The organism is Microbacterium altimontanum, from assembly GCF_058349865.2.
The window spans coordinates 235,665-262,221 of the sequence record NZ_JBYRJB020000006.1 but is presented as its reverse complement, the minus strand read 5'-3'; the positions used below and the strand labels follow the sequence as shown (position 1 = coordinate 262,221).

At 70.9% G+C, this 26,557-nt stretch carries 28 protein-coding genes; 18 read left to right on the top strand and 10 right to left on the bottom strand.

Annotated elements, in window-relative coordinates; genetic code table 11:
• Nucleotides 1–53 precede the first annotated feature (53 nt).
• A complete protein-coding gene (locus tag AC3RX1_RS12795) occupies nucleotides 54–650 on the top strand; it encodes a hypothetical protein (protein ID WP_491501622.1) in 597 nt (198 codons plus the stop codon).
• 1 nt (nucleotide 651) lies between these two features.
• Here AC3RX1_RS12795 and AC3RX1_RS12790 read toward each other — a convergent pair whose 3' ends face one another.
• On the bottom strand, nucleotides 652–2,715 hold the full coding sequence (locus AC3RX1_RS12790) for an NAD(+) synthase (protein ID WP_491501621.1): 2,064 nt from the start codon (nucleotides 2,713–2,715) through the stop codon (nucleotides 652–654).
• 77 nt (nucleotides 2,716–2,792) lie between these two features.
• Here AC3RX1_RS12790 and AC3RX1_RS12785 point away from each other — a divergent pair, with 77 nt between their 5' ends.
• On the top strand, nucleotides 2,793–6,305 hold the full coding sequence (locus tag AC3RX1_RS12785) for a TM0106 family RecB-like putative nuclease (RefSeq protein ID WP_491501620.1): 3,513 nt from the start codon (nucleotides 2,793–2,795) through the stop codon (nucleotides 6,303–6,305).
• Between the two features lie 285 nt (nucleotides 6,306–6,590).
• Nucleotides 6,591–6,893, top strand: a complete 303-nt coding sequence (locus AC3RX1_RS12780) for a DUF3467 domain-containing protein (RefSeq protein WP_491501619.1) — start codon at nucleotides 6,591–6,593, stop codon at nucleotides 6,891–6,893.
• A gap of 6 nt (nucleotides 6,894–6,899) precedes the next feature.
• Here AC3RX1_RS12780 and AC3RX1_RS12775 read toward each other — a convergent pair whose 3' ends face one another.
• Together AC3RX1_RS12775 and upp are read right to left on the bottom strand one after the other, a co-directional pair.
• Nucleotides 6,900–7,250, bottom strand: coding sequence for a hypothetical protein (locus AC3RX1_RS12775; RefSeq protein WP_491501618.1), 351 nt, complete (start codon nucleotides 7,248–7,250; stop codon nucleotides 6,900–6,902).
• A gap of 196 nt (nucleotides 7,251–7,446) precedes the next feature.
• Nucleotides 7,447–8,079 (bottom strand): uracil phosphoribosyltransferase, encoded by a 633-nt coding sequence (gene upp / locus AC3RX1_RS12770; RefSeq protein ID WP_491501617.1) that lies wholly within the window; start codon nucleotides 8,077–8,079, stop codon nucleotides 7,447–7,449.
• A gap of 61 nt (nucleotides 8,080–8,140) precedes the next feature.
• On the opposite strand from upp, the gene AC3RX1_RS12765 reads away from it, so the two are divergent.
• On the top strand, nucleotides 8,141–8,596 hold the full coding sequence (locus AC3RX1_RS12765) for a nucleoside deaminase (RefSeq protein WP_491501714.1): 456 nt from the start codon (nucleotides 8,141–8,143) through the stop codon (nucleotides 8,594–8,596).
• Nucleotides 8,597–8,612: 16 nt separating this feature from the next.
• On the opposite strand, the gene AC3RX1_RS12760 is transcribed toward AC3RX1_RS12765, so the two are convergent.
• The 3 genes from AC3RX1_RS12760 to AC3RX1_RS12750 form a co-directional block, all read right to left on the bottom strand.
• The gene (locus AC3RX1_RS12760; RefSeq protein ID WP_491501616.1) at nucleotides 8,613–9,539 is read right to left on the bottom strand and encodes an LLM class F420-dependent oxidoreductase; all 927 of its coding nucleotides are present in this window, start codon (nucleotides 9,537–9,539) and stop codon (nucleotides 8,613–8,615) included.
• Nucleotides 9,540–9,543: 4 nt separating this feature from the next.
• Complete coding sequence (locus AC3RX1_RS12755) at nucleotides 9,544–10,506, bottom strand: cation diffusion facilitator family transporter (protein WP_491501615.1); 963 nt, start codon at nucleotides 10,504–10,506, stop codon at nucleotides 9,544–9,546.
• Nucleotides 10,507–10,678: 172 nt separating this feature from the next.
• Nucleotides 10,679–11,785 (bottom strand): alpha/beta fold hydrolase, encoded by a 1,107-nt coding sequence (locus tag AC3RX1_RS12750; protein WP_491501614.1) that lies wholly within the window; start codon nucleotides 11,783–11,785, stop codon nucleotides 10,679–10,681.
• A gap of 93 nt (nucleotides 11,786–11,878) precedes the next feature.
• On the opposite strand from AC3RX1_RS12750, the gene proC reads away from it, so the two are divergent.
• Entirely contained in the window at nucleotides 11,879–12,712 is an 834-nt protein-coding gene (proC, locus tag AC3RX1_RS12745) for a pyrroline-5-carboxylate reductase (RefSeq protein WP_491501613.1), read from the top strand.
• A 52-nt stretch (nucleotides 12,713–12,764) separates the two neighbouring features.
• Here the strand turns inward: proC and AC3RX1_RS12740 are convergent, their stop codons facing one another.
• From AC3RX1_RS12740 to AC3RX1_RS12730, 3 genes are all read right to left on the bottom strand, one after another.
• Entirely contained in the window at nucleotides 12,765–13,148 is a 384-nt protein-coding gene (locus AC3RX1_RS12740) for a YybH family protein (RefSeq protein ID WP_491501612.1), read from the bottom strand.
• Between the two features lie 247 nt (nucleotides 13,149–13,395).
• Nucleotides 13,396–14,067, bottom strand: a complete 672-nt coding sequence (locus AC3RX1_RS12735; protein WP_491501611.1) for a potassium channel family protein — start codon at nucleotides 14,065–14,067, stop codon at nucleotides 13,396–13,398.
• Complete coding sequence (locus tag AC3RX1_RS12730; RefSeq protein WP_491501713.1) at nucleotides 14,060–15,454, bottom strand: TrkH family potassium uptake protein; 1,395 nt, start codon at nucleotides 15,452–15,454, stop codon at nucleotides 14,060–14,062. Before AC3RX1_RS12730 ends, AC3RX1_RS12735 begins: the two co-directional genes overlap by 8 nt.
• A gap of 103 nt (nucleotides 15,455–15,557) precedes the next feature.
• Between AC3RX1_RS12730 and AC3RX1_RS12725 the strand changes: the two genes are divergently transcribed.
• The 7 genes from AC3RX1_RS12725 (at nucleotide 15,558) to AC3RX1_RS12695 (ending at nucleotide 18,687) form a co-directional block, all read left to right on the top strand.
• Nucleotides 15,558–15,968 (top strand): ArsR/SmtB family transcription factor, encoded by a 411-nt coding sequence (locus AC3RX1_RS12725; RefSeq protein ID WP_491501610.1) that lies wholly within the window; start codon nucleotides 15,558–15,560, stop codon nucleotides 15,966–15,968.
• A 23-nt stretch (nucleotides 15,969–15,991) separates the two neighbouring features.
• Complete coding sequence (locus tag AC3RX1_RS12720; RefSeq protein ID WP_491501609.1) at nucleotides 15,992–17,173, top strand: glycosyltransferase family 4 protein; 1,182 nt, start codon at nucleotides 15,992–15,994, stop codon at nucleotides 17,171–17,173.
• 142 nt (nucleotides 17,174–17,315) lie between these two features.
• Nucleotides 17,316–17,507, top strand: a complete 192-nt coding sequence (locus AC3RX1_RS12715) for a helix-turn-helix domain-containing protein (RefSeq protein ID WP_491501608.1) — start codon at nucleotides 17,316–17,318, stop codon at nucleotides 17,505–17,507.
• 83 nt (nucleotides 17,508–17,590) lie between these two features.
• Nucleotides 17,591–17,689 (top strand): 30S ribosomal protein bS22, encoded by a 99-nt coding sequence (locus AC3RX1_RS12710; protein WP_003792170.1) that lies wholly within the window; start codon nucleotides 17,591–17,593, stop codon nucleotides 17,687–17,689.
• 72 nt (nucleotides 17,690–17,761) lie between these two features.
• Nucleotides 17,762–18,055, top strand: coding sequence for a rhodanese-like domain-containing protein (locus AC3RX1_RS12705; protein WP_491501607.1), 294 nt, complete (start codon nucleotides 17,762–17,764; stop codon nucleotides 18,053–18,055).
• 66 nt (nucleotides 18,056–18,121) lie between these two features.
• Complete coding sequence (locus tag AC3RX1_RS12700) at nucleotides 18,122–18,394, top strand: glutaredoxin family protein (RefSeq protein ID WP_491501606.1); 273 nt, start codon at nucleotides 18,122–18,124, stop codon at nucleotides 18,392–18,394.
• Nucleotides 18,391–18,687, top strand: a complete 297-nt coding sequence (locus AC3RX1_RS12695) for a Dabb family protein (RefSeq protein WP_491501605.1) — start codon at nucleotides 18,391–18,393, stop codon at nucleotides 18,685–18,687. The genes AC3RX1_RS12700 and AC3RX1_RS12695 overlap by 4 nt, the downstream gene beginning before the upstream one ends.
• Nucleotides 18,688–18,757: 70 nt before the next feature.
• On the opposite strand, the gene aspS is transcribed toward AC3RX1_RS12695, so the two are convergent.
• Nucleotides 18,758–20,098, bottom strand: a complete 1,341-nt coding sequence (gene aspS, locus AC3RX1_RS12690) for an aspartate--tRNA(Asn) ligase (RefSeq protein ID WP_491501604.1) — start codon at nucleotides 20,096–20,098, stop codon at nucleotides 18,758–18,760.
• A gap of 102 nt (nucleotides 20,099–20,200) precedes the next feature.
• Between aspS and AC3RX1_RS12685 the strand changes: the two genes are divergently transcribed.
• From AC3RX1_RS12685 to ccsB, 6 genes are all read left to right on the top strand, one after another.
• Nucleotides 20,201–21,667 carry a pyridoxal phosphate-dependent decarboxylase family protein gene (locus AC3RX1_RS12685; protein WP_491501603.1) on the top strand — a complete coding sequence of 489 codons (1,467 nt, stop codon included), beginning with the start codon at nucleotides 20,201–20,203 and terminating at the stop codon, nucleotides 21,665–21,667.
• Nucleotides 21,668–21,788: 121 nt separating this feature from the next.
• Nucleotides 21,789–22,418, top strand: coding sequence for a histidine phosphatase family protein (locus AC3RX1_RS12680; protein WP_491501602.1), 630 nt, complete (start codon nucleotides 21,789–21,791; stop codon nucleotides 22,416–22,418).
• Nucleotides 22,418–23,026 (top strand): TlpA family protein disulfide reductase, encoded by a 609-nt coding sequence (locus AC3RX1_RS12675; RefSeq protein WP_491501601.1) that lies wholly within the window; start codon nucleotides 22,418–22,420, stop codon nucleotides 23,024–23,026. The genes AC3RX1_RS12680 and AC3RX1_RS12675 overlap by 1 nt, the downstream gene beginning before the upstream one ends.
• Nucleotides 23,023–23,784: a cytochrome c biogenesis CcdA family protein gene (locus tag AC3RX1_RS12670; protein ID WP_491501600.1), complete on the top strand. Its 762-nt coding sequence runs from the start codon at nucleotides 23,023–23,025 to the stop codon at nucleotides 23,782–23,784. Before AC3RX1_RS12675 ends, AC3RX1_RS12670 begins: the two co-directional genes overlap by 4 nt.
• Nucleotides 23,785–23,797: 13 nt before the next feature.
• Complete coding sequence (gene resB / locus AC3RX1_RS12665; protein ID WP_491501599.1) at nucleotides 23,798–25,495, top strand: cytochrome c biogenesis protein ResB; 1,698 nt, start codon at nucleotides 23,798–23,800, stop codon at nucleotides 25,493–25,495.
• A gap of 5 nt (nucleotides 25,496–25,500) precedes the next feature.
• Nucleotides 25,501–26,523 carry a c-type cytochrome biogenesis protein CcsB gene (ccsB, locus tag AC3RX1_RS12660; RefSeq protein ID WP_491501598.1) on the top strand — a complete coding sequence of 341 codons (1,023 nt, stop codon included), beginning with the start codon at nucleotides 25,501–25,503 and terminating at the stop codon, nucleotides 26,521–26,523.
• Nucleotides 26,524–26,557 lie beyond the last annotated feature (34 nt).

Here is a 26,557-nt window from a genome sequence, read left to right as displayed (position 1 = left end):
GCCGGAACGCGCAATGATGTAATCCCACGCACACGACGGAGAGGATGACCGACATGGAGTCGACGAATCTTGACGCGCCGGCAGGGATCACCGCCCGCCTGGGCTGGCAGCCCGGCTCGCAGCCTGCCGATCGCATCGCCCTCCTCACCAAGGAGATCCTCGCCGACCGGCTCGACATCGACGCCGCCTATGTGCACGTCGACCGGGAGGAGCCGGCCCAGTTCGGGCACCACCCGCAGCCGATCGCCGTCGTCGACGGGCGCGAAGTGCCGGTCGCGGTCCGCACCGCCAGCATCCGCTCGGCTTCAGTGGTGGCGGTCGCCGATCCGGGGCTGCTCGTCGGACTCGACATCCACGAGCGTCAGGCCGACGAGGCCATGCTGCACGAGATCCGTGGGCACTCCCACCTGTGGGGCGGCAGCCTGTGGGAGCAGGCGAGCAACGAGATGCTCGTGCTGCACTGGTCGCGCGTGCAGGCCGTGCGTCAGGCCGATCCGCGCGGTGTGAGCATCCGGCCCGAGCAGGTGCGACTCGACCCGCCGTTCGCGAAGGCCTGGACGCCCGACCGCAAGGCCGCGTTCACGCTCGTGGACCTGTCGCGCAACGGCTTCATCATCACGCTCGCGTACGGGACGCCCGGCACCGACTGAGTCAGTCGACCAGGTCCGGCAGGGCCGCCTTCAGCTCGTCGAGCCACGCCCGGGCGTTGCCGTCCGACGGGGCGCGCCAGTCTCCGCGTGGCGACAGCGAACCCGCCGGCGACACCTTCGGCCCGTTCGGAATGGCGCTGCGCTTGAACTGCGCGAACCCGAAGTACCGCTCCAGGAACACCTGCAGCCACCGGACGATCTCGGGCAGATCATACGAAACGCGGTCCTGCCCGGGGAAGCCTGGCGGCCAGGCGCCGGCATCCGCATCCGCCCATGCCCGCTGTGCGAGGAACGCGATCTTCGACGGGCGGAAGCCGAAGCGCAGCACGTGGAACAGGGTGAAGTCGTGCAGGGAGTAGGGCCCGATACGGTCTTCTGTGGACTGCATCTTCCCCTCGGCGTCGGCCGGGACGAGCTCGGGGCTGATCTCGGTTCCGAGCACCGAGGTCAGCACCCGCGCCGCGGACCCGTCGATCCAGCCCTCGTCGGCTCCGGTCGCGATGACCCAGCGGATCAGGTGCTGGATGAGGGTCTTCGGCACTCCCGCGTTCACCGCGTAGTGGCTCATCTGGTCGCCGACGCCGTACGTCGCCCAGCCGAGGGCGAGCTCGGACAGGTCGGATGTCCCGATCACGAGGCCGCCGTTGCGGCCGGCGAGCCGGAAGAGGAAATCCGTGCGCGCGCCCGCCTGCACGTTCTCGAACGTGACGTCGTGGAGCGGCTCGCCCGAGGCGAACGGGTGCTTGATCCCCTCGAGGATCTGCATCGCCATCGGGCGGATGTCGATCGTCTCGATCGTCGCGCCGACGGCTTCGGCGAGGGCCACCGCGTTCGAGCGCGTGTGCTCGCTGGTGGCGAAGCCGGGCATCGTGTACGCCAGGATGTCGCTGCGCGGGCGGCCCATCCGGTCCATGGCCCGGGCGACCACGAGAAGGGCATGCGTGGAGTCGAGACCGCCGCTCACGCCGATCACCGGCTTCGGACCGCCGATCGCGGTCATCCGCTGCACGAGGCCCGACACCTGGATGTTGAAGGCCTCGTAGCAGTCGAGCGCGAGCCGCTCGGCGTCGTCGGGCACGAACGGGAAGCGATCGAGCGGGCGGTGCAGGCCGATGTCGGTGGCCGGCGGGTCGAGGAGGAGGTCCACCGTGACGAAATCGGGGGAGCCGGCGGTCGCGCGGTTGTCGTCGAAGGTGCCCTGACGGATGCGGTCCTGCCGCAGCCGGTCGAGGTCGACGTCGGCGATCGAACGGCGCGGCCCGTCGGGGAAGCGCTCGGTCTCGGCGAGGAGGTTTCCACCCTCCCAGACCATGGTCTGACCGTCCCAGGACACGTCGTTCGTCGATTCGCCCGTGGCCGCCGCTGCGTACGCGTATGCCGCGAGGCATCGCAGCGACTGCGACTGACAGAGGTCCTTGCGGTCCTCCGCGCGTGCGATCGTGATCGGGCTGCCGGAGAGGTTCACGAGCACCGTCGCGCCCGCGAGCGCCGCGTGCGACGACGGCGGCACCGGCACCCATACGTCCTCGCAGACCTCCGCGTGCAGCACGAGACCCGGGACATCCCGCACGTCGAACAGGAGGTTCGTGCCGAACAGGGCCTCGCGCTCGCCGATCCGGATCGCCTCGCCCGACCAGGGTCGGCCCGGGGCGAACCAGCGGCGCTCGTAGAACTCGCGGTACGTGGGGAGATGGGCCTTCGGTGCGACGCCGATGATCTCGCCGCGGTGGATCACCACCGCGCAGTTGTACAGCCGGTTGCCGTGGCGCAGCGGCGCGCCCACGACGATCACGGGGAACAGTCCGGCCGACGCGGTAGCGATGCGGTCGAGCGCCGCGACCGTCGCGTCGAGCACGGCATCCTGCATCACGAGGTCTTCGATCGAATAACCCGTCAGGCACAGCTCGGGGAAGACCGCGACGGCGACGGACTCGTCGTGGCACTGGCGCCCGGCTGCGAGCACCGCGTCGGCGTTCGTCGAGGGATCGGCCAGGGCCACAGGGATGGTGCACGCGGCGACGCGGGCGAACCCGTGCCGATAGGCGCTGTCGAAGGGCAGGCTCATCCCCTCAGTCTGGCACCCTCTCTCGCCGCGCGGGGAGTGTCCGACACCGCGGTTAGGGTCGAAGCGGAAGGGAAGGTATGCGGTACATCGAGGACGAAGGCCGGATCGTCTGGAGCGCCAGCGATCTGAAGGCGGCCGCGGAATGCGAGTTCGCCTGGCTGCGCGCGATCGACGCGAAGCTCGGCCGGGTCGCCGCGGTTCCCGACCCCGATGACGAGACGCTCAAGCGCGCGGGACTGCTCGGCACCGAGCATGAGCGGCGCGTCCTCGTCGCGTATCGCGAGCGGTTCGGCGACGCCGTCGTCGAGATCGCCGAGACGCACTCCTCCGACGCGGCCGCGATGGCGGAGGCCGTCGCCGCCACCGCGGCGGCGCTGCGCGACGACGCGGTGGAGGTCATCTATCAGGCGACGTTCGCGACCGCGGAGTTCGTCGGCTTCGCCGACTTCCTCGTGCGCGACGGCGATCGCCGGTGGGTCGTGCAGGATTCGAAGCTCGCCCGGCACGCGCGGGTGACCGCTCTCATGCAGCTGGCGGCATATGTCGATCAGCTCGACAGGCTCGGCGTTCCGCGGGCCGATCGGGTCGAACTGCTCCTCGGCGACGGCACGACGAGCGTGCACGCCGTGGACGACCTCGCGCCGGTGTTCCGGCTGCGCCGTGAGCGGCTGCGCGCCCTCGTCGCCGACCGCCGGCTGGACCTCGCCGGCGACCACCCGGCCATCGCCTGGGGCGACGAGCGGGGGGAGCTCGGCGTCGTCGCCTGCGGCCGGTGCCCGACCTGCGACCGCGAGGTCGTCGCGTTCCGCGATCTGCTGCTGGTCGCCGGGATGCGGCCCGTGCAGCGCGAGCGGCTGCGCGCCGCCGGCGTCACCACGATCGACGAGCTCGCGGCGGCGCCCGCGCCTCCGCCGCGCATGAGCGCCGACACGTTCGGCATGCTGCGCACGCAGGCGCGCCTGCAGCTCGAGAGCCCCGCCGGCATCCCCGCCCTGTACGAGCAGGCGGATGAAGGCTCCGCCCACCCGGCGGTGCCGACGTACGAGGTCGTGTTCCCCAAGGGGATCGGGGCCCTGCCTCGGCCCGATCACGGCGACCTGTTCTTCGACTTCGAGGGCGATCCGCTGTACACCGAGGGCGCGGCCCGCGACTGGGGGATCGACTACCTGTTCGGCTGGGTCGATGTGCGTGAGGAGTACTCGGCTCTGTGGGCGCACAGCTTCGCCGAGGAGAAGGCGGCTCTCGAGCGGTTCTGCGACATCGTCGCGGCGCTGCGGGCGGCGCATCCCGGAATGCACATCTACCACTACGCGCCGTACGAGCCGACGCACCTGCTCGCGATGGCGGCGCGCCACGGCGTGCGCGAGGCCGAGATCGATACGCTGCTGCGCGACGGCGTGTTCGTCGATCTGTACCCGATCGTGCGCCGGGCGCTCAAGGTCGGATCGCGCTCGTACTCGATCAAGAAGCTCGAGCCGCTGTACATGGGCGACGAGGTGCGCACGAGCGACGTGCAGCGCGGCGACGACTCGATCGTCAAGTACGTGCAGGCGCGCGCGCTGCGCGACGCTGGCCAGGAGGCCGAGGCGCAGGCGGTCCTCGACGACCTCGCCGATTACAACCGGTACGACTGCGTGTCGACACGGCGCCTGCGGGACTGGCTGGTGGAGCGCGCCCGGGAGGCGGGTCTCGTCCCCTCGCGCGACGTCGAGTCGGTCGAGACCGCATACGCGCCCTCGCCCCGATCGGAGGCGCTGCTGCGGATCGCGGGCGGGGCCGAGGATTCCGGTGCGGTCGAGGCGGATGTCGAGGCGCTGCGGCTCGGGGCGGCGGCCATCGACTACTACCCGCGCGAGGCGAAGGCGTTCTGGGCGGCGCACTTCCTGCGGCTGCGCGAGCCGGTCTCGGTGTGGGAGGACACCCGCGACGTCGTGGTGGTCGACGGGGAGCGCAGCGAGCTCGTCGAGCAGTGGGTGCCGGGGCCGCGGTCGATCCGCCGCGTGGTCCGGCTGCGTGGCGACCTGGCGCCCGGCACCCGGCTGAGCGAGGGGTCGCGGCCCTTCGCGCTGTACGAGCTTCCCGCCCCGTTCAGCGCCGCCACGATGCCGCGCTGGGTGCATCTGGCCCGCGAGGTGGAGGTGCTCGAGGTGCTCGATGACGGCGCCGTCGTCGCCGAGACGGCGGTCGACGGGCAGACCTGGTCGCGGCTGCCGGTCGCCCTCACCCCGGCGTCGCCGCCACGCGCCGGAAACCAGCAGGGTGCGATCGACGAGTGGGCCGACGCACTGGTCGCGGCATCTCCGCGGTTCCCCGCCGACCCCGCCACCGACATCCTGCGCCGCCGGCCTCCCCGCACCCGGAGCGGTGCCCTGCCGACAGACCGCTCCGACAAGGTGGCGGCGATCACGCAGGCCATCCTCGACCTCGATCGCAGTCACCTGGCCGTGCAGGGTCCGCCCGGCACCGGCAAGACGTATGTCGGCTCGCATGTCATCGCCGCGCTCGTGCGCGACCATCACTACAAGATCGGCGTCGTCGCGCAGTCGCATGCGGTGGTCGAGCACATGCTCGACCAGGTCGTCGCCGCCGGGGTTCCGGCCGAGCAGGTCGGCAAGGCGCGCAAGGCCGGCGCGGACGGCGAGGTGTCGTTCACGGCGTTCGCGAAGAACGCCCTCGCCGGGTTCACCGAGGAGCACGCGGAGGAGGGCTTCGTCGTCGGCGGCACGGCGTGGGACTTCAGCCACACCGGACGCGTTCCGCGCCGCTCCCTCGATCTGCTGGTGGTCGATGAGGCCGGGCAGTTCTCGCTCGCCTCGACGATCGCCGTCGCCGCGAGCACCGACCGGCTGCTGCTGCTCGGCGATCCGCAGCAGCTGCCGCAGGTGAGCCAGGGCACCCACCCCGAGCCGGTGGATGAGTCGGCGCTCGGCTGGGTGATGGACGGCGCCGCCGTGCTGCCCGCCGAGTACGGCTTCTTCCTCGACCGCACGTGGCGGATGCACCCCGACGTCGCTCGGGCGGTCTCGCACCTGTCATACGCGGGCGAGCTGGCGTCGCACCCGTGTGCCGCGCTGCGTGCCGTCGAGGGTGTGGAACCGGGTGTGCACCCGGTGCCGGTCCGCCACCACGGCAACGCGACGCAGTCCGCGGAGGAGGCGGCGGAGGTCGTGCGGATCGTGCGCGACCTGCTCGGGCGGGCGTTCACCGAGGTGGAGGGCGACCAGGCGCTGCCGGCGCGCCCGCTCACCCAGGCGGACATCATCGTGGTCACGCCGTACAACGCGCAGCAGGTCATGGTGGAGCAGGCGCTCGCCGATGCCGGCTTCGGAGACGTCCCGGTGGGGACGGTCGACCGCTTCCAGGGACAGGAAGCCGCCGTCTCGATCGTGTCGTTTGCCGCCTCCAGCGGGAAGGACGCCCCGCGCGGGCTCGAGTTCCTGCTGCTGCAGAACCGGCTGAACGTCGCGATCTCGCGCGCGAAGGTCGCGGCCTACCTCGTGTACGCGCCGGGGCTCCTCGACGACCTGCCGTGGACGCCGGAGGGCGTCGCCCGGCTCAGCGCGTTCGCCCGGCTGGTCGACGCGTCCTGACGGGGCGTCGACCGGCGGGCCGGCTTCCGGGGCTGCGAGCTCCCGCTGATGCACGTGGGTTCTCCCCGGGGCTGCGGCTTCCCGCTGATGCGGCGGGTTCTCCCCGGGGCTGCAGTTTCCCGCTGATGCGGGTGTGTTCTCCCCGGGGCTGCAGCTTCCCGCTGATGCGCCTGTGTTTTCCTGGCGCATCAGCAGAGTGGTGCAGCCCCAGCCGATGAGGGGCCGTCCCGTGACGGTGGGCGTCATCCGTCTGCTCCTGCGCGATGCCGCCCGTAGACTCGGCGCATGAGCGAAGACCTGCCGCAGCAGTTCGAGATCGACCTGCCGCCCGAGATCATTCCGGGCAACTACGCCGATTTCGCGAATGTGTGGCACACGCCGACGGTGTTCGTCATGGACTTCGTCACGCTCGCCCAGCCGCCGCGCGAGCAGACGAACCCCGAGACGGGGGAGACGGTCGCCGTGGTGCCGGCGCGCGTCGTGAGCCGCATCCGGATCCCGCCCGAGCAGGTGTTCGAGCTCGCCAAGGCCCTCACGCAGCAGCTGGAGTTCTGGGAGCAGGAGACCGGGAAGCGCTCGCCCTCCTGACCCGGGTCAGCGCTGCGGCGGGATGACGAACCCGTCGGGCAGCCGATTGTCGTACACGACGCCGTTCTGATCGCCCACGCTCGTGATCGTGTGGGCGTCGAGGTTCAGCGTGTCGCCGGCGAACAGCTCGTCGCTGTCGCGGCGCACCGAGTTGACCCAGTGCAGCCACTGCTCGCCGATGCACAGGCGCGCAGCGACGAGGGAGAACACGTCGCCGGGCGCGACCTTGTACGCGACGGGCACCCCGTCGGCGAGGATCGCCTCGCCGGTCGCGTACCGCATCGGCCCGCGGTCGAAGGGCACCGCGAGGGTCACCCCGCCCAGCTGCTCCACCTCGGCGGGGTCGTCCACAGGCACGGAAGGGACCGCATCCTGGCACGGACCGGGCGCGCCGGTGGGGCGCGCGGCCGCTGTCGCGGTGGGCGACGGGGTCGCGGTGACGGTTGGTGTCGGCGTCGGCTCCGGGAGGCACCCCGTCAGGAGGAGCGCGAGGCAGCCGGCGGCGGTCGCCGTTCCGAGCCGGATCGCCGGCGATGATCGCCGCATCGCCGTCTCAGACCGTGCCGTACAGACGGTCGCCGGCGTCGCCGAGGCCCGGCACGATGTAGCCGAGCTCGTTCAGGCCCTGATCCCGAGCACCGAGCACGAGCGTCACATCGCGATCGCCGACCTGCTCCTCGATCTTCGCGATGCCCTCCGGGGTGCCGAGCAGGCAGATCGCCGTGATCTGGTGCGCACCCCGCTGGAACAGGAAGTCGATCGCAGCCCCCAGCGAACCGCCCGTTGCGAGCATCGGATCGAGCACGAAGCAGTGCCGGTCCGACAGGTCGGTCGGCAGCCGTTCGGCATAGGTCGTCGGCTCGAACGTCTCCTCGTCGCGCACCATCCCGAGGAAGCCGACCTCCGCGGTCGGGAGGAGCTTCACCATCCCCTCCAGCATGCCGAGACCGGCGCGCAGGATCGGCACGACGAGCGGACGGGGGTCGTCGATGCGCACGCCCGTCGTCGTGGTCACCGGTGTCGTGATGTCGACGGGGGCGACGCGCACGTCCCGCGTCGCCTCGTAGGCGAGCAGCGTCACGAGCTCTTCGGTGAGCTGGCGGAACACCGGCGACGGTGTGCGCTCGTCACGCAGAACCGTCAGTTTGTGGGTGATGAGAGGGTGGTCTGCGATGTGCACGCGCATGTACTCAGGGTAGGGCACGGCCCCGTACTCTCGAGACGTGACGATTCCCTCCGGTACCCCGATGGACCCGGCGATCGACGCGGCGATGGACCGCGCGCTGGCGCTCGCGGTCCTCGCGGCCCAGGGCGGCGACGTGCCCGTGGGAGCGGTGGTGCTCGATGCCGACGGGCGTACCGTCGGTGAGGGGATGAATCGCCGCGAGGCCGTCGGCGACCCCACCGCTCACGCCGAGCTCGTGGCGCTGCGCGAGGCCGCGGCATCCGCTGGATCGTGGAACCTCGAGGGCCATACGCTCGTCGTCACCCTCGAGCCCTGCCTCATGTGCGCCGGAGCGATCCTGCAGGCTCGCGTCGGCCGCGTCGTCTTCGGCGCGTGGGACGACAAGGCGGGCGCCGCCGGGTCGATGTACGACGTGCTGCGCGATCGGCGCCTTCCCTACCGGGCGGAGGTCGTGGGCGGTGTGCGCGAGGACGAGGCGTCGGCACTGCTGCGCGCGTTCTTCGACGTGCGTCGCTGACTGCGGCGGATCGGCGTCACAGGGCGCCCAGGCGCGGCAGCACCGCAGTGCCGAGCAGCTCGAGGTGCTCGAGGTCGCGGATGTCCATGAGCTGGAAGTAGACGCGCTCCGCGCCGAGGGCTCGCAGCCGCTGCACCTTCTCGACGATCTCGTCGGGCAGTCCCGCGATCACGTCGGGCCGGCGGACCGTGTCGGGGTTGCGCCCGATCGCCTTCGCGCGGCGTGACAGCTCCGCCTCGTCGCTGCCGACGAGCGTCGGCAGCGCGACGGAGAGCTTCAGCGTGTCGGGGTCGCGCCCGATCCGTTCGCAGGCGGCACGCACGCCGGCGAACTTCTCGGCGATGACATCCTCGGGCTGGAAGCCGATGTTGAACTCGGTCGCGAACCGCGCGGCGATCGCCGGAGTGCGGTGCGGACCGCCGCCGCCCACGATCACCGGCACCCGCGTCTGCACCGGCTTCGGCAGCGCCGGCGCATCCTCGAGCGTGTAATGCTCGCCGGCGAACGAGTAGGCGCCCTCGGCGGCCCACAGGCCGGTGATCACCTCGAGCTGCTCCTCCAGCATGCCGAACCGCTTCGCCGGGAACGGGATGCCGTAGGCCCCGTGCTCGGCTTCGAACCAGCCGGTGCCGAGCCCGAACTCGATCCGGCCGCCGCTCATCGCATCGACCTGAGCGACCTGGATCGCGAGGATTCCGGGGTGGCGGTGCGTGGCCGACGAGACGAGCGTGCCCAGCCGGATACGGGTCGTCTGCACGGCGAGCCCCGCGAGCGTCGTCCACGCGTCGGTGGGGCCGGGCAGTGGATCGCCCGCGCCCATCCGCATGTAGTGGTCGCTGCGGAACCAGGCGTCGAACCCCAGCCGCTCGGCGGCCTGGGCCGACGCGCGCTGGTCGTCATAGCTGAAGCCCTGCTGCGGCTCGGTGAAGACGACGAACTCCATCGGATCAGTCCTCGGCCTTCAGGATGACCGCCTCGGTCGGCGGCGCGGCGGTGGCGGGGCGGTACACGTCGGGTTCGAGGTAGATGACCCGCGCGGCGGGAACCGCCTCGCGGATGCGCGACTCCACGACGTCGATGTCGGCGGCGACAGCTCCGAGGGACCGGTCGGCCGGGAATCCCAGCTTCGCCGCGACGAGCACCTCGTCGGGGCCGAGGTAGAGGGTCTTCAGGTGGATGATGTTCCTCACCTCCGAACCCGACTCGATCGCCCGGACGATGGCGTCGACGTCACGCCGGTTCGCGCCCTCGCCGACCAGCAGGCTCTTCGTCTCGATCCCGAGGGTGATCGCGACGAGCACGAGCAAGGTGCCGATCATGAGCGTGCCGATCGCGTCGAACAGGGGGTTGTGCGTCAGCCACGAAAGCCCGACGCCGAACAGCGCGAACACGAGACCCGTGAGGGCCGCGACATCCTCCAGCAGCACCACAGGCAGCTCGGGGGCCTTCGCGTGACGGATGAACGCCAGCCACGACTCGCCCTTCTGCCGATGCGGCGCGGACTCCTTGACCGCCGTGCGCAGCGAGAACGACTCGAGGCAGATCGCGATCACCAGCACGAGCACCGCCACCCAGACGTTCTCGAGCTCGTGCGGATGCGTCAGCTTCTGCACTCCCTCGTAGATCGAGAACACGCCGCCGACCGAGAACAGGATGATCGAGACGACGAACGCGTAGACGTAGCGCTCACGGCCGTAGCCGAACGGATGCTCGCGGTCGGCGAGCCGCCGGGCGCGGCGCCCGCCGATCAGCAGCAGCACCTGGTTGCCGCTGTCGGCGACGGAGTGGATGCCCTCGGCGAGCATCGACGCCGACCCGGTGAACAGCCACGCGACGAACTTCGCCACTGCGATGCCGAGGTTCGCGGCGAATGCCGCCACGATCGCCTTACTGCCGCCCGATGCGCTCATGCGACGAGTCTAGGGAAGGCCGTCCGTGGTTCCCGACGGCGGGACCGCTCATCCTCGTCTCCCGGCCGTGCGGAGTCCCCGACGGGACCGCTCGCCTGTCGCAAATCGACCTTCTCGGACGCCGGAGAGGTCGATCTGCGACAGGGGAACGGTCCTCGGTGGGGGATGCGTGTCAGTCCTCGGACTTGAGGATGATGGTCTCCGTCGGCGGGGCGGGATCGTGACGGGGGCCGATGTAGCCGATCTGCTGCAGCAGTGCCCGGCGGAAGACCCCGGGCCGCTCCAGGTGCGGCGCGTGACCGACGCCCTCGATCTGCAGCTCGGTGACGGCGCCGCCGGCGGCGCGATACGCCTCGAGCACGTCACGGGTCTGGCTCACCATGGGCTGCGGCGGAGCGGCCTCCTCGCCCGGCCAGCCGGGGATCACCCCGGCCTTGCCGAGCTGGTTGATGTCGAAGAACGAGGCGTCCGACACGATCGCATCGGCGGTCCCGTGCACCCACAGGATCGGCGGCTTGGGGGAGAGGTCGACGATGCCGGAGACATCGAAGTGCTTCGGCGCCATGGTGTTCAGCACCCCCACGTCGCCCGCCGCGAAGCCTGGCCAGTTCGCGCTCTCGACGCCGTCGCCGGGGTAGTTCCCCTCGGCCGTCGACGTGCTGAGCATCGACGCGACCCACACGTCTTCGTGCGCCGTGACGTAGTCCGGCGACACGTAGCTCGACCGGAACACGCTGCGCGGCGAGGTGGGAGCCTCATCCGTCTCGTCGCCGGCGGCGAGTCGCGCGACGAAGTCGGGGTTCGCGGCGGCGCCGCCGCATCCGGCGTCGTCGTCGGTGGCACGGGAACCGTCGCGGCGGGTGCCGCCGAATCCGTACGGCGAGACGGGCGCCTGCAGGGTGAGGCTCAGCACGGGATGATCGAGCGCGTACTGCAGCACGACGCCTCCGCCCATCGACCAGCCGACCAGGTGCACGGCACCCAGGCCGAGCGCCTCGACGACCGCGTGCACGTCATCGGCGTAGTCGCGCACCCCGCGGGTGGCGTCGACCGGGCGTGGTTCGCTGCCGCCGAACCCGCGCAGGTCGACGGCGATCGCCCGGATGTCGCCGGGCAGGTCCTCCATGATCTCCTGCCAGAACAGCGCCGACGAGACGTTGCCGTGCACGAACACCACGGTCCGCTCGCCGGGGGTGCTCGGATCGTCGGCGGTGCGCTCGAGGATGCTCACCCCCGTGCCCTCGACGATGCGTGCGGCGATGCCGTCGAACACGGTCATGGATCGGCCTCCTCAGCGCTCCTGTCTCGACTATATCCGCGCGGTGCGCTCCCCGACCGTGCGCATCACGCCCTGCGGAGCGCGCGCCGTAGGATGAGCCGCATGCTGCCTCCTCTCGCGATCATCGGCGCCGGCTCCATGGGCGGTGCGATCCTGCACGGCCTCGTCTCCTCGCAGCGCGCCCGGACCATCACGGTCACGAACCGCACCGCGGCCAAGGCCGACGCCCTCGCCGACCTGCCGGGCGTCGTGAGCATCGCGCTCGAGCGGACGGCGTCGGGCAACCGGGATGCGGCGGCCGCCGCGGATGTCGTGCTCGTCGGCGTCAAGCCGGCGATGGTCCCCGATCTGCTGCGCGAGATCGGACCGGCCCTGCGGCCGGGCACGGTCGTGGTGAGCATCGCCGCGGGCGTCACGATCGCGACGTTCGAGGAGATCCTCGGCGACGGCGTCCCCGTGGTGCGCTCGATGCCCAACACCCCGTCGCTCGTCGGAAAGGGCGTCACCGGGCTCGCCGCGGGTTCATTCGCGAACCCCGAGCACGTCGCCGTCGTGCGCGAGCTGTTCGAGACCGTGGGAACCGTGATCGAGGTCGACGAGGGCCAGATCGACGCGCTCTCCACGATCTCGGGCTCCGGCCCCGCCTACGTCTTCCTGCTCATCGAGAAGCTCACCGCTGCAGCCGAGGCCAAGGGCTTCACCCGCGAGCAGGCCCGCGCGATGGCCGAGCGCACGTTCATCGGCGCGACCGCTCTCCTCGACGCATCCGGCGACGAGCCCGCCGAGCTGCGGCGCCGCGTGACGAGCCCCAAGGGGACGACCGAGAAGGCCGTCGCGGTGCTCGAGGACGCCCACCTCGACGAGCTGTTCGGCCGGGCGACGGATGCCGCGCTGGCGCGCGCCCGCGAGATGGCCGCCGGCCGCTGAGCCGGGGCCACCCCGCCGCCGCGGAAGAGCGCGGAACCGCTCCGCGGGACGGTTACGACGTCGACGCCTGGTTCATCCACCACTCCGTGAACCCGCGTGCACGGCCGTCCGGCGCCAGTTCGACGATCCAGAGGTTGCTGTAGCGGGACGGCTCGTCGCCGAGATACGTCGTCTCGCCCCGAACGAAGTGCCGGCGCGGTGAGGCATCCAGCACCTCCCAGCGGAACGTGTACGTGTCCGGCTCGTCGCGGCGCTCGAGCCAGTTCTCCACGATCTCGTCGACGCCGCGCCACGGGTCCCGCCAGGGAGCGGTGCGGTACTCCGCGTCGTCGGTGAACAGCGTGCGGATGTCGTCGGGATCGTTCGACGCCCACGCCTGCTCGTAGCCGGCCAGCCAGCGGCGGATCGCCGCATCCTGCTCATCGGTGTTGTCCATGCCGCCAGCCTGGCCCGGGCCACTGACATCCGCCGCGCGCCCGTGCCCTCCCCGCCCGCCGCCGACACCCGCCGGGCCAGCCGCTCGCGCCGTCCATCGCCGTGCCCCGCGGGTCCTCCTCGCCCCCGCCGCCACTGCACATCAAACCCGCGGGTGCACATCACTCCGCGCGCAGATCGATGTGCATTCGGCGAGATCGTACGACTTCGCCGCAGAGGGCGCGCAGGAGAGAGCGGAGAGACCCGCGTCAGCGCTCGAGTGAGGCGAACCGCTCGATGTCGGAGTTGGTGCCCGACACGATGATGAGGTCGTGGTTCGTCACGACGGTGTCGGCCTCCGCGTAGCGGAAGGGCCGGCCGGGGCTCTTCACGCCGACCACCGTCACGTTGAACTTCGTGCGCACGCCCGACTGGTTGAGGCCGATCCCCCGGATGAACTTCGGCGGGTACATCTTGGCCAGGACGAAGTCGTCGTCGAAGCGGATGAAGTCGAGCATGCGGCCGCTCACCAGGTGCGCGACGCGCTCGCCGGCCTCGCGCTCGGGATAGACGACGTGGTTCGCGCCGACGCGAGCGAGGATCTTCCCGTGCGCCTGCGACACCGCCTTCGCCCAGATCTGCGGGATCTTCAGGTCGACGAGGTTCGCCGTGATGAGCACCGACGCCTCGATGGAGGAACCGGTGGCCACGACCGCCACCTGGAAGTCCTGCGCTCCGATCTGCTTCAGAGCGTCGATGTTGCGCGCGTCGGCCTGCACGGCGTGCGTGACGCGCTCGCTCCACTTCTGGACGAGCTCGAGGTTCGCGTCGATCGCGAGCACATCGCGGTCGAGGCGGTCGAGCTCGCCTGCGCACGCCGCGCCGAACCGGCCGAGCCCGATCACCAGGACGGGCGCATCCCCACGGATCTGCTCAACCAACGATCGGCCTCTCCACCGGCAGCGAGTACAGCTGCGAACGCGACGTCGCGGCGACCGCCGCGGCGAGTGTCACTGTACCAACGCGGCCGAAGAGCATCGTGCCCGCCAGCACGTACTTCGCCGAATCCGGCAGCGTCTCGGTGAGACCCGACGACAGACCCACGGTGGCGAACGCCGAGATGACGTCGAACAGCACGTCGGCCACGGGGGCCTTCGTGATCTGCGCGATCGTCACGGTCGACACCGCCACCAGGGTCGCGCCCCACGCCACCACCGACAGGGCGACCCGTTGCACATCGCTCGGGATGCGTCGGCCGAACGCCTGCACCGACGGGCGGCCCTTCGCCTCGCTCCACACCGCGAGGGCGAGCACCGCGAGCGTCGTCACCTTGATGCCGCCCGCCGTGGACGCCGACCCGCCGCCCACGAACATGAGCATGGAGCCGACGATGAGCGAGGAGCCGTGCATGCTGCTGATGTCGATCGTCGAGAAGCCGCCCGACCGGGTCATCGCTGACAGGAAGAACGACTGATACACCGTGTCCCAGGCATCACGGTCGCCGAACGTCTTGGGGTTGTCGTACTCGAGCAGCAGGAACACCGCCGCACCGAGCACGAACAGCAGCACCGTCGTGATGATCGTGAGCTTCGCGTGCAGCGACCACTGGCGCACGTGCCACCGCTGACGGGCCAGCGTGTAGATCACCGGGAACCCGATCGAGCCGAGGAAGACGCCGGTCATCATCACGGTGAGGAAGAAGTAGTCGTGCTGGAACGGCTCGAGGCCCTCCGGGTTCGGCACGAATCCCGTGTTGGTGAACGACATCGCCGCGTAGTACGGCGCCTCCCAGAGCGCACGCACCGGGTCGACTCCGCCCACGAGGAGCGACGGGTACATCAGCACGGCGAGCCCCGCCTCGATGATGAGGGTCGACAGCGCCACGGTGGCCAGCAGCGAGCCGACCTCGCCGAGGCGCACCGTCTGGCCCTCATTCACGGGACCGCCGTGCACGCGAAGCGGGTTGGTGTCGCCGGCGGCGATGAGCTTGGCGCGCAGGCCCAGGCGCTTGGAGATCACGAGGCCGAGGATCGACGCGAGAGTCAGGACGCCGAGCGCTCCGACGTTCACGCCGATGTAGATCACGAGGCGGCCGAACGGCGACCAGTGCGTCCCCATGTCGACCGTCGACAGGCCCGTCACGCACACCGTCGAGACCGCTGTGAAGAGGGCATCGGCGAACCGCGTCGTCTTCCCGTCGGCGGTCGCGGCGGGAAGCGACAGGAGCACCGTGAAGACCGTGATGAGGATGAGGAAGATGCCGACCGCGAACCGCGCCGGCGACTCCGTCGTGAGCTCCCGCAGCCCGTCGCGCAGGTCGTCGAGCATCGTCAGGAGCCGTCGCACGACGGTCCTGCGTCGGGCGCCCCTCTCCGGATGTGCTGACACCTGTGTCATGGTACTCAGCCGGGCGCCCGGCTAACCTAAGGGCATGGCGGACATCTTCGACGTGATCGCAGACGGCACCCGGCGCGACATCCTGCGACTGCTGCTCGACCGGTCCGCCGCCGGCCACAACGGCACGAGCGTCTCGCAGATCGTCGCCGAGCTCGGTGTGAGCCAGCCCACCGTCTCGAAGCACCTCAAGGTGCTGCGCGAAGCCGGGCTCGTCGTCGTGCGCGAAGAAGGGCAGCACCGCTTCTACCGGCTGCAGCCGCACCCGCTCGACGAGGTGGACGACTGGATCGTCCCGTTCCTCGACCAGGCGGCGAGCCCCGCGGAGGAGATCGCGCCCGTCGCACTGCCCGAGCCCGCCGCGCACGCGGCCGAGGTCGTCGGGCGGGCCGCCGCATCCGCCAAGCACGCCTTCGAGAGCGCACTGAAGAAGCTTCCCGGGCGCTGAGCCGGGTGCCGATTCCGAACACGATGACACCACCGGATGCGCACGGCCGCACGGCCGTCATGCTGCTGTGCGACTACTCGCTGCGGTACCTCGGCGGCGCCCAGACGGCGTTCCTCCGGCAAGCCCGCAGCCTCGCCGCCCAGGGATGGACGGTCATCGTGGTCGCCCCGGACGCCGATGTGCTCGCCGGCACACCGCACATCGTTCCCGTCCCGCCCCGGGTGCGCTGGACGCTGCCCGTGCTCGACCTGCCCGTGCTCGGGGCGCCGGCGGAGCTCGCGGTGCGCCTCGGCGAGCTCATCGACCGCCACGACGTGCGGGCGCTCGTGGTCCATTCCGAGTTCGCGCTCGCCGCTGCCGCGCTGACGGCGGGAGCAGCGCGCGGCGTGCCGGTGCTGCACACCGTGCACACGTTCTTCTGGCGCGCCCCCCGCGCGCTCGCCCCGCTCGCCCCGCTCGTGCGGATGCTGCATCGCCGGATCACCGGGATACCGACCACGCAGCGCTACACGGGCAGCACCGCGATCAACAACGCGCTGCGCGGGATGACGCTGCGCGTCGCGCTGCGGGCGGACGCCGTGCTGTCGCCGTCGGCGCACCAGGCGACAGCCCTGCAGAGCGCAGGGGTGGCATCGGCCCGCGCGTTCTCGAACGTCGCCGAGCCGCTGCAGCCGGCACCGGAGCCGCCGGCCGAGCCGTTGACGCTCGTGTGGGCGGCGCGGTTCGCGCCGGAGAAGCGGGTGGACGTCGCGCTCGAGGCGGTGCGCGACGCCCGCGAGACCGTCGGCCCGGGACGCATCCGTCTGCACGTCGCCGGGGGCGAGGGGCGTGCGCAGCCCGACGTCGTGTTCCACGGCCGCGTGCCGGGGGAGCGGGTGGCCGAGCTCGTGGCGGCGTCGCACGCCGTGCTGATCACCTCGCTCGGTTTCGACAACCAGCCCATGATCGCGCTCGAGGCGTTCACGCGCGGGCGCCCGGTGATCGTCACCGACCCGGTGCTCGCCGAGGAGTTCGACGGCGCTGCCGTCGGCACCGCGGCCCCGGATGCTGCGGGGCTGGCCGCATCCCTCATCGCACTCGTGCGCGACCGTGAGCCGCTGGTCCGGGCGGGAGAGCGTGCGCTCGCGTATGCCCGCGAGCGGCAGCCCGACCGGCATGCCGAGGCGCTGCGCGACGTGATCGCCGACGCAGCGCCCCGGGGCTGAGCCCGACTCAGCGGCCGCGAAGCACGGGCGCGGGTGACCCGCATCCGTCACACCGGCATCATGGGTTTACACAACTCGCACTGACACCATAGAGTGATCAGCGATCTGGGGAAATCACTCAACTGGGGAGAGGGAAGAAGACATGGCCGAGTTGCCCGACGTGCGCTTTCTGACGGTCGCCGAGGTGGCGGAGATCATGCGCGTCTCGAAGATGACCGTGTACCGGCTGGTGCACGCCGGCGAACTGCCGGCGGTGCGGTTCGGGCGGAGCTACCGGGTGCCCGAGTCGGCGGTCGCCGAGGCCCTGCACCGGCCCATCGCCGACGTCGGCTAAACTGTCCCCTGGCATATTTACATCTGCCCGTTCCCGGCCGCGGTGTGTGACCGCGTCCAGACCCCGACTTAGTGAGGTTTTCCGTGGGTTCTGTCATCAAGAAGCGCCGCAAGCGCATGGCGAAGAAGAAGCACCGCAAGCTGCTTCGCAAGACTCGCCACCAGCGCCGCAACAAGAAGTAAGCGGCCCAGACACCGAGCGCCTGTCCGCCTGGACGGGCGCTTCGTGTTCTGCCCGAACCCGCGGAGGATCCCATGAAGTCCATCACCGTGCAGCAGCTGCGTGTCGGCAGCGGAGCACCGCTCATCGACGTGCGCGAGCCCGACGAGTACGCGAGCGGCCACGTGCCCGGGGCGATCAACCTGCCTCTGTCGACGCTCGGCGAGCACCTCGACGAGCTGCCCGACGAGCCGTTCCACGTCATCTGCCAGGCGGGCGGGCGCTCGGCCCGCGTCGTGCAGGCGCTCGAGGCCCGCGGCCACGACGCGACGAACGTCGACGGCGGCACGGGGGAGTGGGCGGCGAGCGGGTTCCCACTCGAGCACTGAGCGCTGCTTCCGCCGCGCGCGGTGCGCCCCGCATCCTGCGCCGGGCGGCGAACGTAGGATGAGACTGTGACGACCGTGACCCTCATCGGCAAGCCCGACTGCCATCTCTGTGAGGTCGCCCACGGCGTCGTCGAGCAGGTGCTGGCCGAACTCCCCGAGCGCGTCGCCGACGGCGTCGAGGTCGTCGAACGCTCGATCGCCGACGACCCTGCGCTGTACGCGCAGTGGTGGGAGAAGATCCCGGTCGTCCTGATCGACGGTACGCTGCATGCGCACTGGCGGGTCGCGCCCGAGCGGCTGCACGACGCGCTGCTCGACGCCGCGGCGGTCGGCCGGTGACGATCCGGCACGTGGTGGCGTTCCGCCTCGCTGCCGACGATCCCGCGGTGCGCGCCGAGCAGGCGCGTGACATCGCCGCGCGCATCCGGGCGCTCGACGCAGTGGTGCCCGCGATCAGGTCGGTCACCGCCGGCCCGGGCGTCATCGAGGGGAACTGGGATGTCGCCCTCGTGGTCGACGTGGACGACCGCGACGGGCTCGAGGCCTATGCGACGCATCCCGTGCACCAGGAAGTGCTCGCCTATATCCGCAGCGTCATGAGCGATCGCGTCGCCGTCGACTTCGAGATCTGAGTCCGACTTCGAGATCTGACTCGCGACCGTCCTCGCCGGTCGTCGGGCGAGGGAGCGCAGGGACCGGGAGCTACGGGGCGAGGCGCGTCGGGCCGCGGAAGAGGAACGTCACCTCGCGGATCGACGACTCGCCCAGCAGCAGCATGAGCACGCGCGCCAGGCCCATGCCGAACCCCCCGTGCGGTGGCACGCCGTAGCGGAAGAAGTCGAGGTAGTGCTCGAGGCCCTCGAGCTTCAGGCCCTTCTCGAGCGCCTGCTTCTCGAGCACCTCGATGCGGTGCTCGCGCTGCGCGCCGGTCGTGATCTCCACGCCCTTGAACAGCAGGTCGTAGCTGCGGGTGAGCCCCGTGCTCTCGTCGAGCATGTGGTAGAACGGCCGGATCTCGGGGTGGTAGTCGGTGACGAACACGAACTGGTGCCCGTACGTCTCCTCGACGTACGCTGACACCTGGCGCTCGCTCTCCGGGTCGAGGTCGCCGTCGGTGCGCGGGTTGTCGTAGCCGCGGGCCTTCACGATCTCCCGGGCTTCGGCGAGCGGGAGTCGCGGGAACGGCAGCGTCGGCACGACGATGTCGATGCCGAACAGCTCGGTGATCTCGTCGCCGTGCTTGTCCTTGACCGCCTGGATCGCAGCCGCGAGCAGCTCCTCCTGCATCGTCGCGACATCCTCATGCGAATCGATCCAGCTGATCTCGGCGTCGACGCTCGTGAACTCCGTGGCGTGCCGGCTCGTGAAGCTCGGGTCGGCGCGGAACACGTCGCCGATCTCGAAGACCTTGCCGAAGCCGGCGGCCTGCGCCATCTGCTTGAAGTGCTGCGGGCTCTGCGCGAGGTACGCGGTCTGGTCGCCGAAGTACTCGAGCGCGAACAGCTCGGCGTTCGACTCCGACGGGCTCGACATGAGCTTCGGGGTGTGGATCTCGACGTAGTCGCGGTCGATCCAGTACTGGCGCATCGCGTGCTCGAGGGTCGTGGAGACGCGGAAGATGAGGTTGTTGCGACGCTGGCGCAGGTCGAGGAAGCGCCAGTCCATCCGCTTGTCCATGCTGGAGTCGGCGGCGATCGGCGTCTCGGGGTGCGCAGCGGATGCGACCTCCAGGCCGGAGATCTTGATCTCGATCCCGCCGAGCTTGACGCGCTCGTCGTGCTTGAGCTCGCCGGTCACGGTGAGGAAGGTGCCGTGGGCGAGATTCGAGATCTCCTCGGTCAGGGCCAGGGCCGCGGCATCCTGATCGTCCTTCTCGGGGTCGGGACGCGTCGCCGGGTTCACGAGCTGCACGGCGCCGGTCTCATCGCGCAGGATGACGAACTGCACCTTCTTCTGGTCGCGGACGGTCTCGACCCATCCCGAGACGGAGACGGGGCCGTCTTCGCGGGCGGCGAGCTGGCTGACGAGGATACGTTCACTCACGAGCGTCAAGTCTACGGGGCCGGATGCGTCGGCCATGCGGGCGCCCGGGCGGCGGCCGGTGCCGGCCCGGGGGCGGCGGCCGAGGCCGCCTAGGATGACCGCGTGACCTTCGACGACGCAGTGATCCTGGCGGAGCTCGACGAGCTCCGCGCCCACGACGCCCCCACGCACGGCGGCCGCGTGCTCTCCTATGTCTACGACTCGGGCGATGCCGCCCTCGACGAGCTCGCCGCACAGGCGGCCCGGCGCATGCAGCCGGTGAACGGACTCGACCCGACGACGTTCACCTCTGTGGCGGCGCTCGAGCGCGAGGTCGTCGGGTTCGCCCGCTCGATCTTGGGCGGAGGCGAGGATGTGGTCGGCTCGGTGACGTCCGGCGGCACGGAATCGTGCCTGCTCGCCGTGAGGACCGCGCGCGACCTGTGGCGCGCGGCCGGCGGCACGGGCACGCCGCGGATCGTCGCGCCGGTCACCGCGCACGCGGCCTTCCGCAAGGCCGCCGAGCTGTTCGACTTGATCTTCGACGGCGTGCCCGTCTCTGCGATGACCGGAACGCTCGAGGCGCCGGCGCTCATCGAGCGGATCGGCACCGACGTCGCGCTCGTGGTCGTCTCGGCGCCGTCGTACCCCTTCGCGGGGATGGACCCGGTCGCCGAGGTGGCAGCGGCATGCCTGGCAGCCGGCGTCTCGTGCCATGTGGACGCGTGCATCGGCGGATGGGTGCTGCCGTTCTGGCCAGGCGAGGGCGGGGGTTGCGCGTCCCTTCCGGCCTGGGACCTGCGCGTTCCCGGCGTCACGAGCCTGTCGGCCGACCTGCACAAGTACGGCTATGCGCCGAAGGGTGTGAGCGTGCTCCTGCACTCCGCGCGCGATCGGCACCGGGCGCAGTACTTCGCCACCACCGACTGGCCGGGATACCCGGTCGTCAACCCGACGCTGCTCGGCTCGAAGCCCGCCGGGGCGCTGGCGGCGGCATGGGCGATCATCCGCGCGCTCGGCGCCGAAGGGTTCGCAGACTTGACGGCGAAGGCTGCACGGGCGACCGACGCGCTCCTGGCCTCGATCGACGGCATCGAAGGCCTGAAGGTCGTGGGTCGGCCTACCGGGCCGCTGTTCGCCGTGGCGACCGATGAGAGCGCGGCGCCCGAGCGGCGCGTCGACCCGCACCACTGGGCCGACGCCGTGCGCGCACACGGGTGGATCCTGCAGCAGCAGCCCGGACTGACGCAGGCCGACGGCATCCGTCTCCCGCACACCACGCACCTCACCGTCACCCCCGTCACCGAGGCGGGGCTCGACGAGCTCGTGCCGGCGCTCGTGGCCGCCGCCGACGCCGTCCGCGGCGTGCCGCCCGTCGATGCCGCACAGGTGCTCGGGGCGCTGCCGGACGAGCTGCCCGAGCGGCTCGACTCCGACACGGCGGCCAGCCTGCTCGCGGGCATCGGTCTCCGCGGCGGCGGAGCACTGCCGGCGCAGATGGCGCCGTTCATGGCGCTCATCGAGGCGCTGCCGCATCCGGTCACCGAGCGCCTGCTCACCGAACTGCTCGCGCGCGCCGTCGAACCCTGACCCGGACCGCTCACCTGTCGCACATCGACCTTCCGGCGGGAAGGGAGGTCGATTCGCGACAGGCGAAGGGTCCCGCCGGCTCCCAGCCCGCTCTGAAGGGGACGCACCGTAGACTTGAGCGGTGCCTGCTGATCGCCTTCATCTGGTGCGCCACGGGGAGGTCCACAACCCCCGCCGCGTGCTCTACGGGCGACTCCCGAACTACCGGCTGAGCACCACCGGGCGCCAGATGGCGCGGCAGGCAGCGGAGTACGTGCACGGGCTCGAGCGGCCGGTCACGGCGCTCGTGTGCTCGCCGCTGCAGCGCGCCCGCGAGTCGGCGGAGCCGTTCACCGAGCTGTTCGGCATCGAGCCGCTCGTCGACGAGCGCGTGATCGAGCCGACGAACGTCTTCGAGGGCAGACGGATGCGCCGCGCGCTCGTCAATCCGCTGAACTGGCGCCACCTGCGCCGCCCGGCCGTCCCCAGCTGGGGGGAGCCGTACGCCGAGGTCGTCGCGCGCATGGACGCCGCGATGACCGATGCGTGGGACCGCACCGAGACCGGTGACGCCGTCATCGTCTCACACCAGCTGCCCATCTGGGTCACGCACCTTTCCATCGCCGGGCTCCCCGCCCCGCATGATCCGCGCCGGCGGCGCTGCGCGCTCTCGAGCGTCACGAGCTTCGAGCGCACCGACGCCGGATGGGTCGAGGTCGGATACGCCGAGCCCGCGACCGCCGCGGGCTCGATCGACGTGGGAGCTGTGTGATGCGCAACGTCCTGAAGGCGGCCGCCGCGGCCGCAGCCGCACTCGTGCTCGCAGCGGGGTTGACCGCCTGCACCGGCACGGGCGACGACCTCGCCGCCCAGTACCGCTCCGGAGACGACAAGGGGTACATCTCCGGTGACGGCGCCGTGAAGGAGTACAGCGGGGCCGACCGACCTGCGGCGATCCACTTCTCCGGCACGCTCGACGACGGCAGCAAGGTCTCGAGCGACGACTACGCCGGCAAGGTGACCGTCATCAACTTCTGGTACGCGGAGTGCGCGCCGTGCCGGCAGGAGGCTCCGATCCTCGAGAAGGCGCTGCAGAAATCGGCTGGTGAGGATGTCGCGTTCCTCGGTGTGAACACGTACAACCAGGCTGCGACGGCGCGCAGCTTCGCGAAGGAGTTCGACGTCACCTACCCGAGCGTCATCGATGTCGACACGAAGTCGGTGACGGCGGCGTTCGCCGGGATCGTGCCGCTCAGCGCCACGCCCTCCACGGTCGTGCTCGGCCCCGACGGGCGCCCGACGGCACGCATCGTCGGCGCGGTTCCGGATGCGTCGATCCTGACAGCGCTCATCAAGACCGCACTCGGCGAGAAGTCGTGACCGACCTCGTCGCGGGCGGCGCCCTGTGGGTGGCCATCCCGATCGCCGTGCTCGCCGGGCTCGTCTCCTTCCTGTCGCCGTGCGTCCTCCCGCTCGTGCCCGGCTATCTCGGCTTCATCGGCGGCGCCGTCGCGCCGCGCCGGGCAACCGCCGCTGCAGGGCGCGGCACCGCCACCGTCGCCCGGGGCCGCCTGGTCGGAGGCGTACTGCTGTTCATCGCCGGCTTCACGGTCGTGTTCATGGCGATGAACATCCTCGGCGGCTCGGTCGGGCTCTTCTTCCTCACCTACCGCGACCTCATCACGCGGGTGATGGGCGTCGTGATCATCCTCCTCGGCCTCGTGTTCATCGGCCTGTTCGGCTTCGCCCAGCGCACTGTCAAGCCCGAGGTGCGCGGCAACCTGGGACTCGTCGGTGCTCCGCTCCTGGGCCTTGCCATGGGCGTCGGCTGGGCGCCGTGCATCGGCCCGACCCTCACCGTGATCCTGGGGATGTCGCTGGATGCCGCGTCCGCCTCCCGCGGTGCGGTGCTCGGTCTCGCGTACTCGCTGGGCCTCGGCATCCCGTTCCTTCTCATCGCGCTCGGCTTCGGCTGGGCGACCCGTTCGGTGGCGTTCCTGCGCCGCCACATCCGCACCGTGAACCTCGTCGGGGGAGCGGTGCTCATCGTCCTCGGCGTGCTCATGGTCACCGGGGTGTGGGGAGTGCTCATGTCGCAGCTGCAGGGGGTGATCGCCGGTGTCACGCCCGCGCTCTGAATCCGAGGCGTCGGTGGATCCGCTCCGCCCGTCCGACCACGTCGACGGCCGCGACGACGTCGCCTCGCCGCGGCTGGGCTTCGTCGGCTGGCTCCGCTGGGGCTGGCGGCAGCTGACCAGCATGCGCACGGCGCTCGTGCTGCTGCTGCTGCTCGCGATCGCCGCGGTGCCGGGTTCGATCGTCCCGCAGCGCAGCGCCGACCCGAACGGCGTGACGAAGTACTTCCAGGACAACCCGCAGCTCGCGCCCGTGCTCGACAAGCTGCAGCTGTTCGACGTGTACACCTCGGCGTGGTTCTCGGCGATCTACATCCTGCTGTTCATCTCGCTGATCGGATGCGTCATCCCGCGCGTCAAGCACCACCTCAAGGCGCTGCGGGCGCGGCCCCCGCGCACGCCGGCGCGACTGTCGCGGCTCGCCGACCACCGGGAGTCGCTGGTCGAGCTGTCGCCCGGGGCCGATCCGGAGACCGAGGCATCCCGTGCCGTCGAGATCGCGGCCGCCCAGCTCAAGGCGGGCGGTTACCGGGTCGAGCGGTGCGACGGCCGCGGCACCTTCTCGGTGTCGGCCGAGCGCGGCTACCTGCGCGAGACGGGCAACCTGCTGTTCCACATCGCGCTGCTCGGCGTACTCGTCTCGGTCGGCGTGGGCGGCGGCTTCACCTACACCGGCCAGCGCGTGATCGTGCAGGACACGACGTTCGTCAACTCCGTGGGCACCGACTACTCGTCGTTCAATCCGGGCCGGTTCGTCGACCCCGACTCGCTCACGCCGTACACGATGCGCCTCGACAGGTTCGACGTGTCGTACCAGCCCCTCGGCTCCGGTTCGGCAGGGCAGGCAGGCGACTTCGTAGCGCACATGACGACGACGCTGCCGGGTCAGAAGCCCGTGGACGACGAGATCCGCGTGAACCATCCGCTGTCGATCGGCGGCGACCGGGTCTACCTCATGGGCAACGGATATGCGCCGACGATCACCGTGCGCAACACCGCGGGCGACGTGGTCTACCACGACACCATTCCGTTCCTGCCCCAGGACAACAACATGACCTCCCTCGGCGTGATCAAGGTTCCCGACGGGCTCAGCGAGCAGATCGGCATGGTCGGCTTCTTCTATCCGACCCAGATCGCGAACGACACCGGCGCGTTCACGTCGGCGTACCCTGCGCTCGTCAACCCGGTTCTGACGCTGAACGTGTACGAGGGCGACCTCGGCATCGACAACGGGATCCCGCGGTCGGTGTACGCACTCGACACGTCGGGCATGACGCAGCTGACCGGCGGCAAGACCGGCGTGAAGTCGATCGAGCTGGAGCCGGGCAAGAGCGCCGCGCTGCCGAACGGGCTCGGCACCGTCACGTTCGACGACGCATCCCCGAAGGACGCGACGGATGCGTCGCAGTCGGTGAAGCGGTTCGTGTCGCTGTCGATCCACCGCGACGTCAGCGGACCGTGGGTGCTGGTGTTCGCGGTGCTGGCGCTCGGCAGCCTCATGCTCGCGCTGTTCGTCCCGCGCCGGCGGATGTGGGTGAAGGCGCGTGCGGAGGGGCGCGTGCTCACGCTCGAGTACGCCGGGCTCGCGCGGGGCGAGGATCCCACGCTCGGTGGCGCCGTCGAGGCGCTCGCGGCCAAGCATGGCGCGGCACTCGGAGCCGCCGCATCCGCTGATCCCCCCGAGTCGGCGGCACAGGCCGCGAGCGTAGACTGAGCGCCATGCCCTCGCTCGACTCGGTGTCGCTCCTGCTCGTGTGGACCGCCGTCGCCATCTACGCGCTCGCGTTCATCTTCTACACGATCGATCTGTCGCGTCGTTCGGCGCAGGCGCTCGATGCGAAGGATGCCGCGGCGGTGCGCGAGCGCGAACTCGTGGCCGCCGGCGGCGGGGATGTCGTCTCCGGCGTTCGTGCGGGGGCCACGGAGCCTTCGCCGCTCGCCGTCGCGCCGTCGCGGCGCGCCCGCCCGATGTTCGCACGCATCGGCACGTCGCTGACGTGGCTCGGCTTCCTGTTCCACCTGGGCGGCGATGTCCTGCGCGGCGTCGCGGCCGGCCGCGTGCCGTGGGCGAACATGTACGAGTTCGCCTTGACCGGCACCCTGCTCGTGGTGGCGGTCTACCTGGCGGTGCTGTTCCGGTACGACCTGCGGTTCCTCGGGGCGCTCATCACCGGGCTCGTGGTGCTGCTGCTGGGCGGGGCGACTCTCGCGTTCTACGTCCAGGTCGCGCCGCTGTCCGATCCGCTGAAGTCGCCGTGGCTCGTCATCCACGTGTTCGTCGCGTCGCTGGCCACCGCGTTCTTCGCCCTGACGTTCGGCCTGTCGGTGCTGCAGCTCCTGCAGTCGCGGCGCGAGCGCAAGGCGATCGCCGCCGAGGCGGCCGGCACGCCGGCGAAGGGCTGGGGCTTCCTCAGGACGCTGCCGTCGTCCGAGGCGCTGGAGTCCCTCGCCTACCGGTTCGCGATCGTCGGCTTCATCTTCTGGACGTTCACGCTCATGGCGGGCTCGATCTGGGCGAACGACGCGTGGGGCCGGTTCTGGGGCTTCGACACGAAGGAAGTGTGGACGTTCGTCATCTGGGTGCTCTACGCGGGGTACATCCACGCGCGGGCGACTCGCGGCTGGCGCGGCACCCGGTCTGCCTGGCTGTCGATCATCGGCTTCGCGGCGGTGCTGTTCAACTTCTCGATCGTCAACGTGTTCTTCAAGGGCCTCCACGCCTACAGCGGCCTGACGAACTGACCCTCGTCCGCCCCCGGTTAGGTCCCTGAGCGAG

What these genes read in the sequence shown, in the direction of transcription:
- upp (WP_491501617.1), bottom strand. Translation starts at nt 8,079, where the DNA reads ATGCGCGTGCACATCGCAGACCACCCTCTCATCACCCACAAACTGACG.
- AC3RX1_RS12780 (WP_491501619.1), top strand. Translation starts at nt 6,591, where the DNA reads ATGAGCGAAGACCTGCCGCAGCAGTTCGAGATCGACCTGCCGCCCGAG.
- AC3RX1_RS12720 (WP_491501609.1), top strand. Translation starts at nt 15,992, where the DNA reads ATGACACCACCGGATGCGCACGGCCGCACGGCCGTCATGCTGCTGTGC.
- AC3RX1_RS12755 (WP_491501615.1), bottom strand. Translation starts at nt 10,506, where the DNA reads ATGAGCGCATCGGGCGGCAGTAAGGCGATCGTGGCGGCATTCGCCGCG.
- AC3RX1_RS12785 (WP_491501620.1), top strand. Translation starts at nt 2,793, where the DNA reads ATGCGGTACATCGAGGACGAAGGCCGGATCGTCTGGAGCGCCAGCGAT.
- AC3RX1_RS12795 (WP_491501622.1), top strand. Translation starts at nt 54, where the DNA reads ATGGAGTCGACGAATCTTGACGCGCCGGCAGGGATCACCGCCCGCCTG.
- AC3RX1_RS12705 (WP_491501607.1), top strand. Translation starts at nt 17,762, where the DNA reads ATGAAGTCCATCACCGTGCAGCAGCTGCGTGTCGGCAGCGGAGCACCG.
- AC3RX1_RS12730 (WP_491501713.1), bottom strand. Translation starts at nt 15,454, where the DNA reads ATGCTCGACGACCTGCGCGACGGGCTGCGGGAGCTCACGACGGAGTCG.
- AC3RX1_RS12750 (WP_491501614.1), bottom strand. Translation starts at nt 11,785, where the DNA reads ATGACCGTGTTCGACGGCATCGCCGCACGCATCGTCGAGGGCACGGGG.
- AC3RX1_RS12765 (WP_491501714.1), top strand. Translation starts at nt 8,141, where the DNA reads ATGGACCCGGCGATCGACGCGGCGATGGACCGCGCGCTGGCGCTCGCG.
- proC (WP_491501613.1), top strand. Translation starts at nt 11,879, where the DNA reads ATGAGCCGCATGCTGCCTCCTCTCGCGATCATCGGCGCCGGCTCCATG.
- AC3RX1_RS12715 (WP_491501608.1), top strand. Translation starts at nt 17,316, where the DNA reads ATGGCCGAGTTGCCCGACGTGCGCTTTCTGACGGTCGCCGAGGTGGCG.
- AC3RX1_RS12740 (WP_491501612.1), bottom strand. Translation starts at nt 13,148, where the DNA reads ATGGACAACACCGATGAGCAGGATGCGGCGATCCGCCGCTGGCTGGCC.
- AC3RX1_RS12790 (WP_491501621.1), bottom strand. Translation starts at nt 2,715, where the DNA reads ATGAGCCTGCCCTTCGACAGCGCCTATCGGCACGGGTTCGCCCGCGTC.
- AC3RX1_RS12760 (WP_491501616.1), bottom strand. Translation starts at nt 9,539, where the DNA reads ATGGAGTTCGTCGTCTTCACCGAGCCGCAGCAGGGCTTCAGCTATGAC.
- ccsB (WP_491501598.1), top strand. Translation starts at nt 25,501, where the DNA reads ATGCCCTCGCTCGACTCGGTGTCGCTCCTGCTCGTGTGGACCGCCGTC.
- AC3RX1_RS12675 (WP_491501601.1), top strand. Translation starts at nt 22,418, where the DNA reads ATGCGCAACGTCCTGAAGGCGGCCGCCGCGGCCGCAGCCGCACTCGTG.
- AC3RX1_RS12725 (WP_491501610.1), top strand. Translation starts at nt 15,558, where the DNA reads ATGGCGGACATCTTCGACGTGATCGCAGACGGCACCCGGCGCGACATC.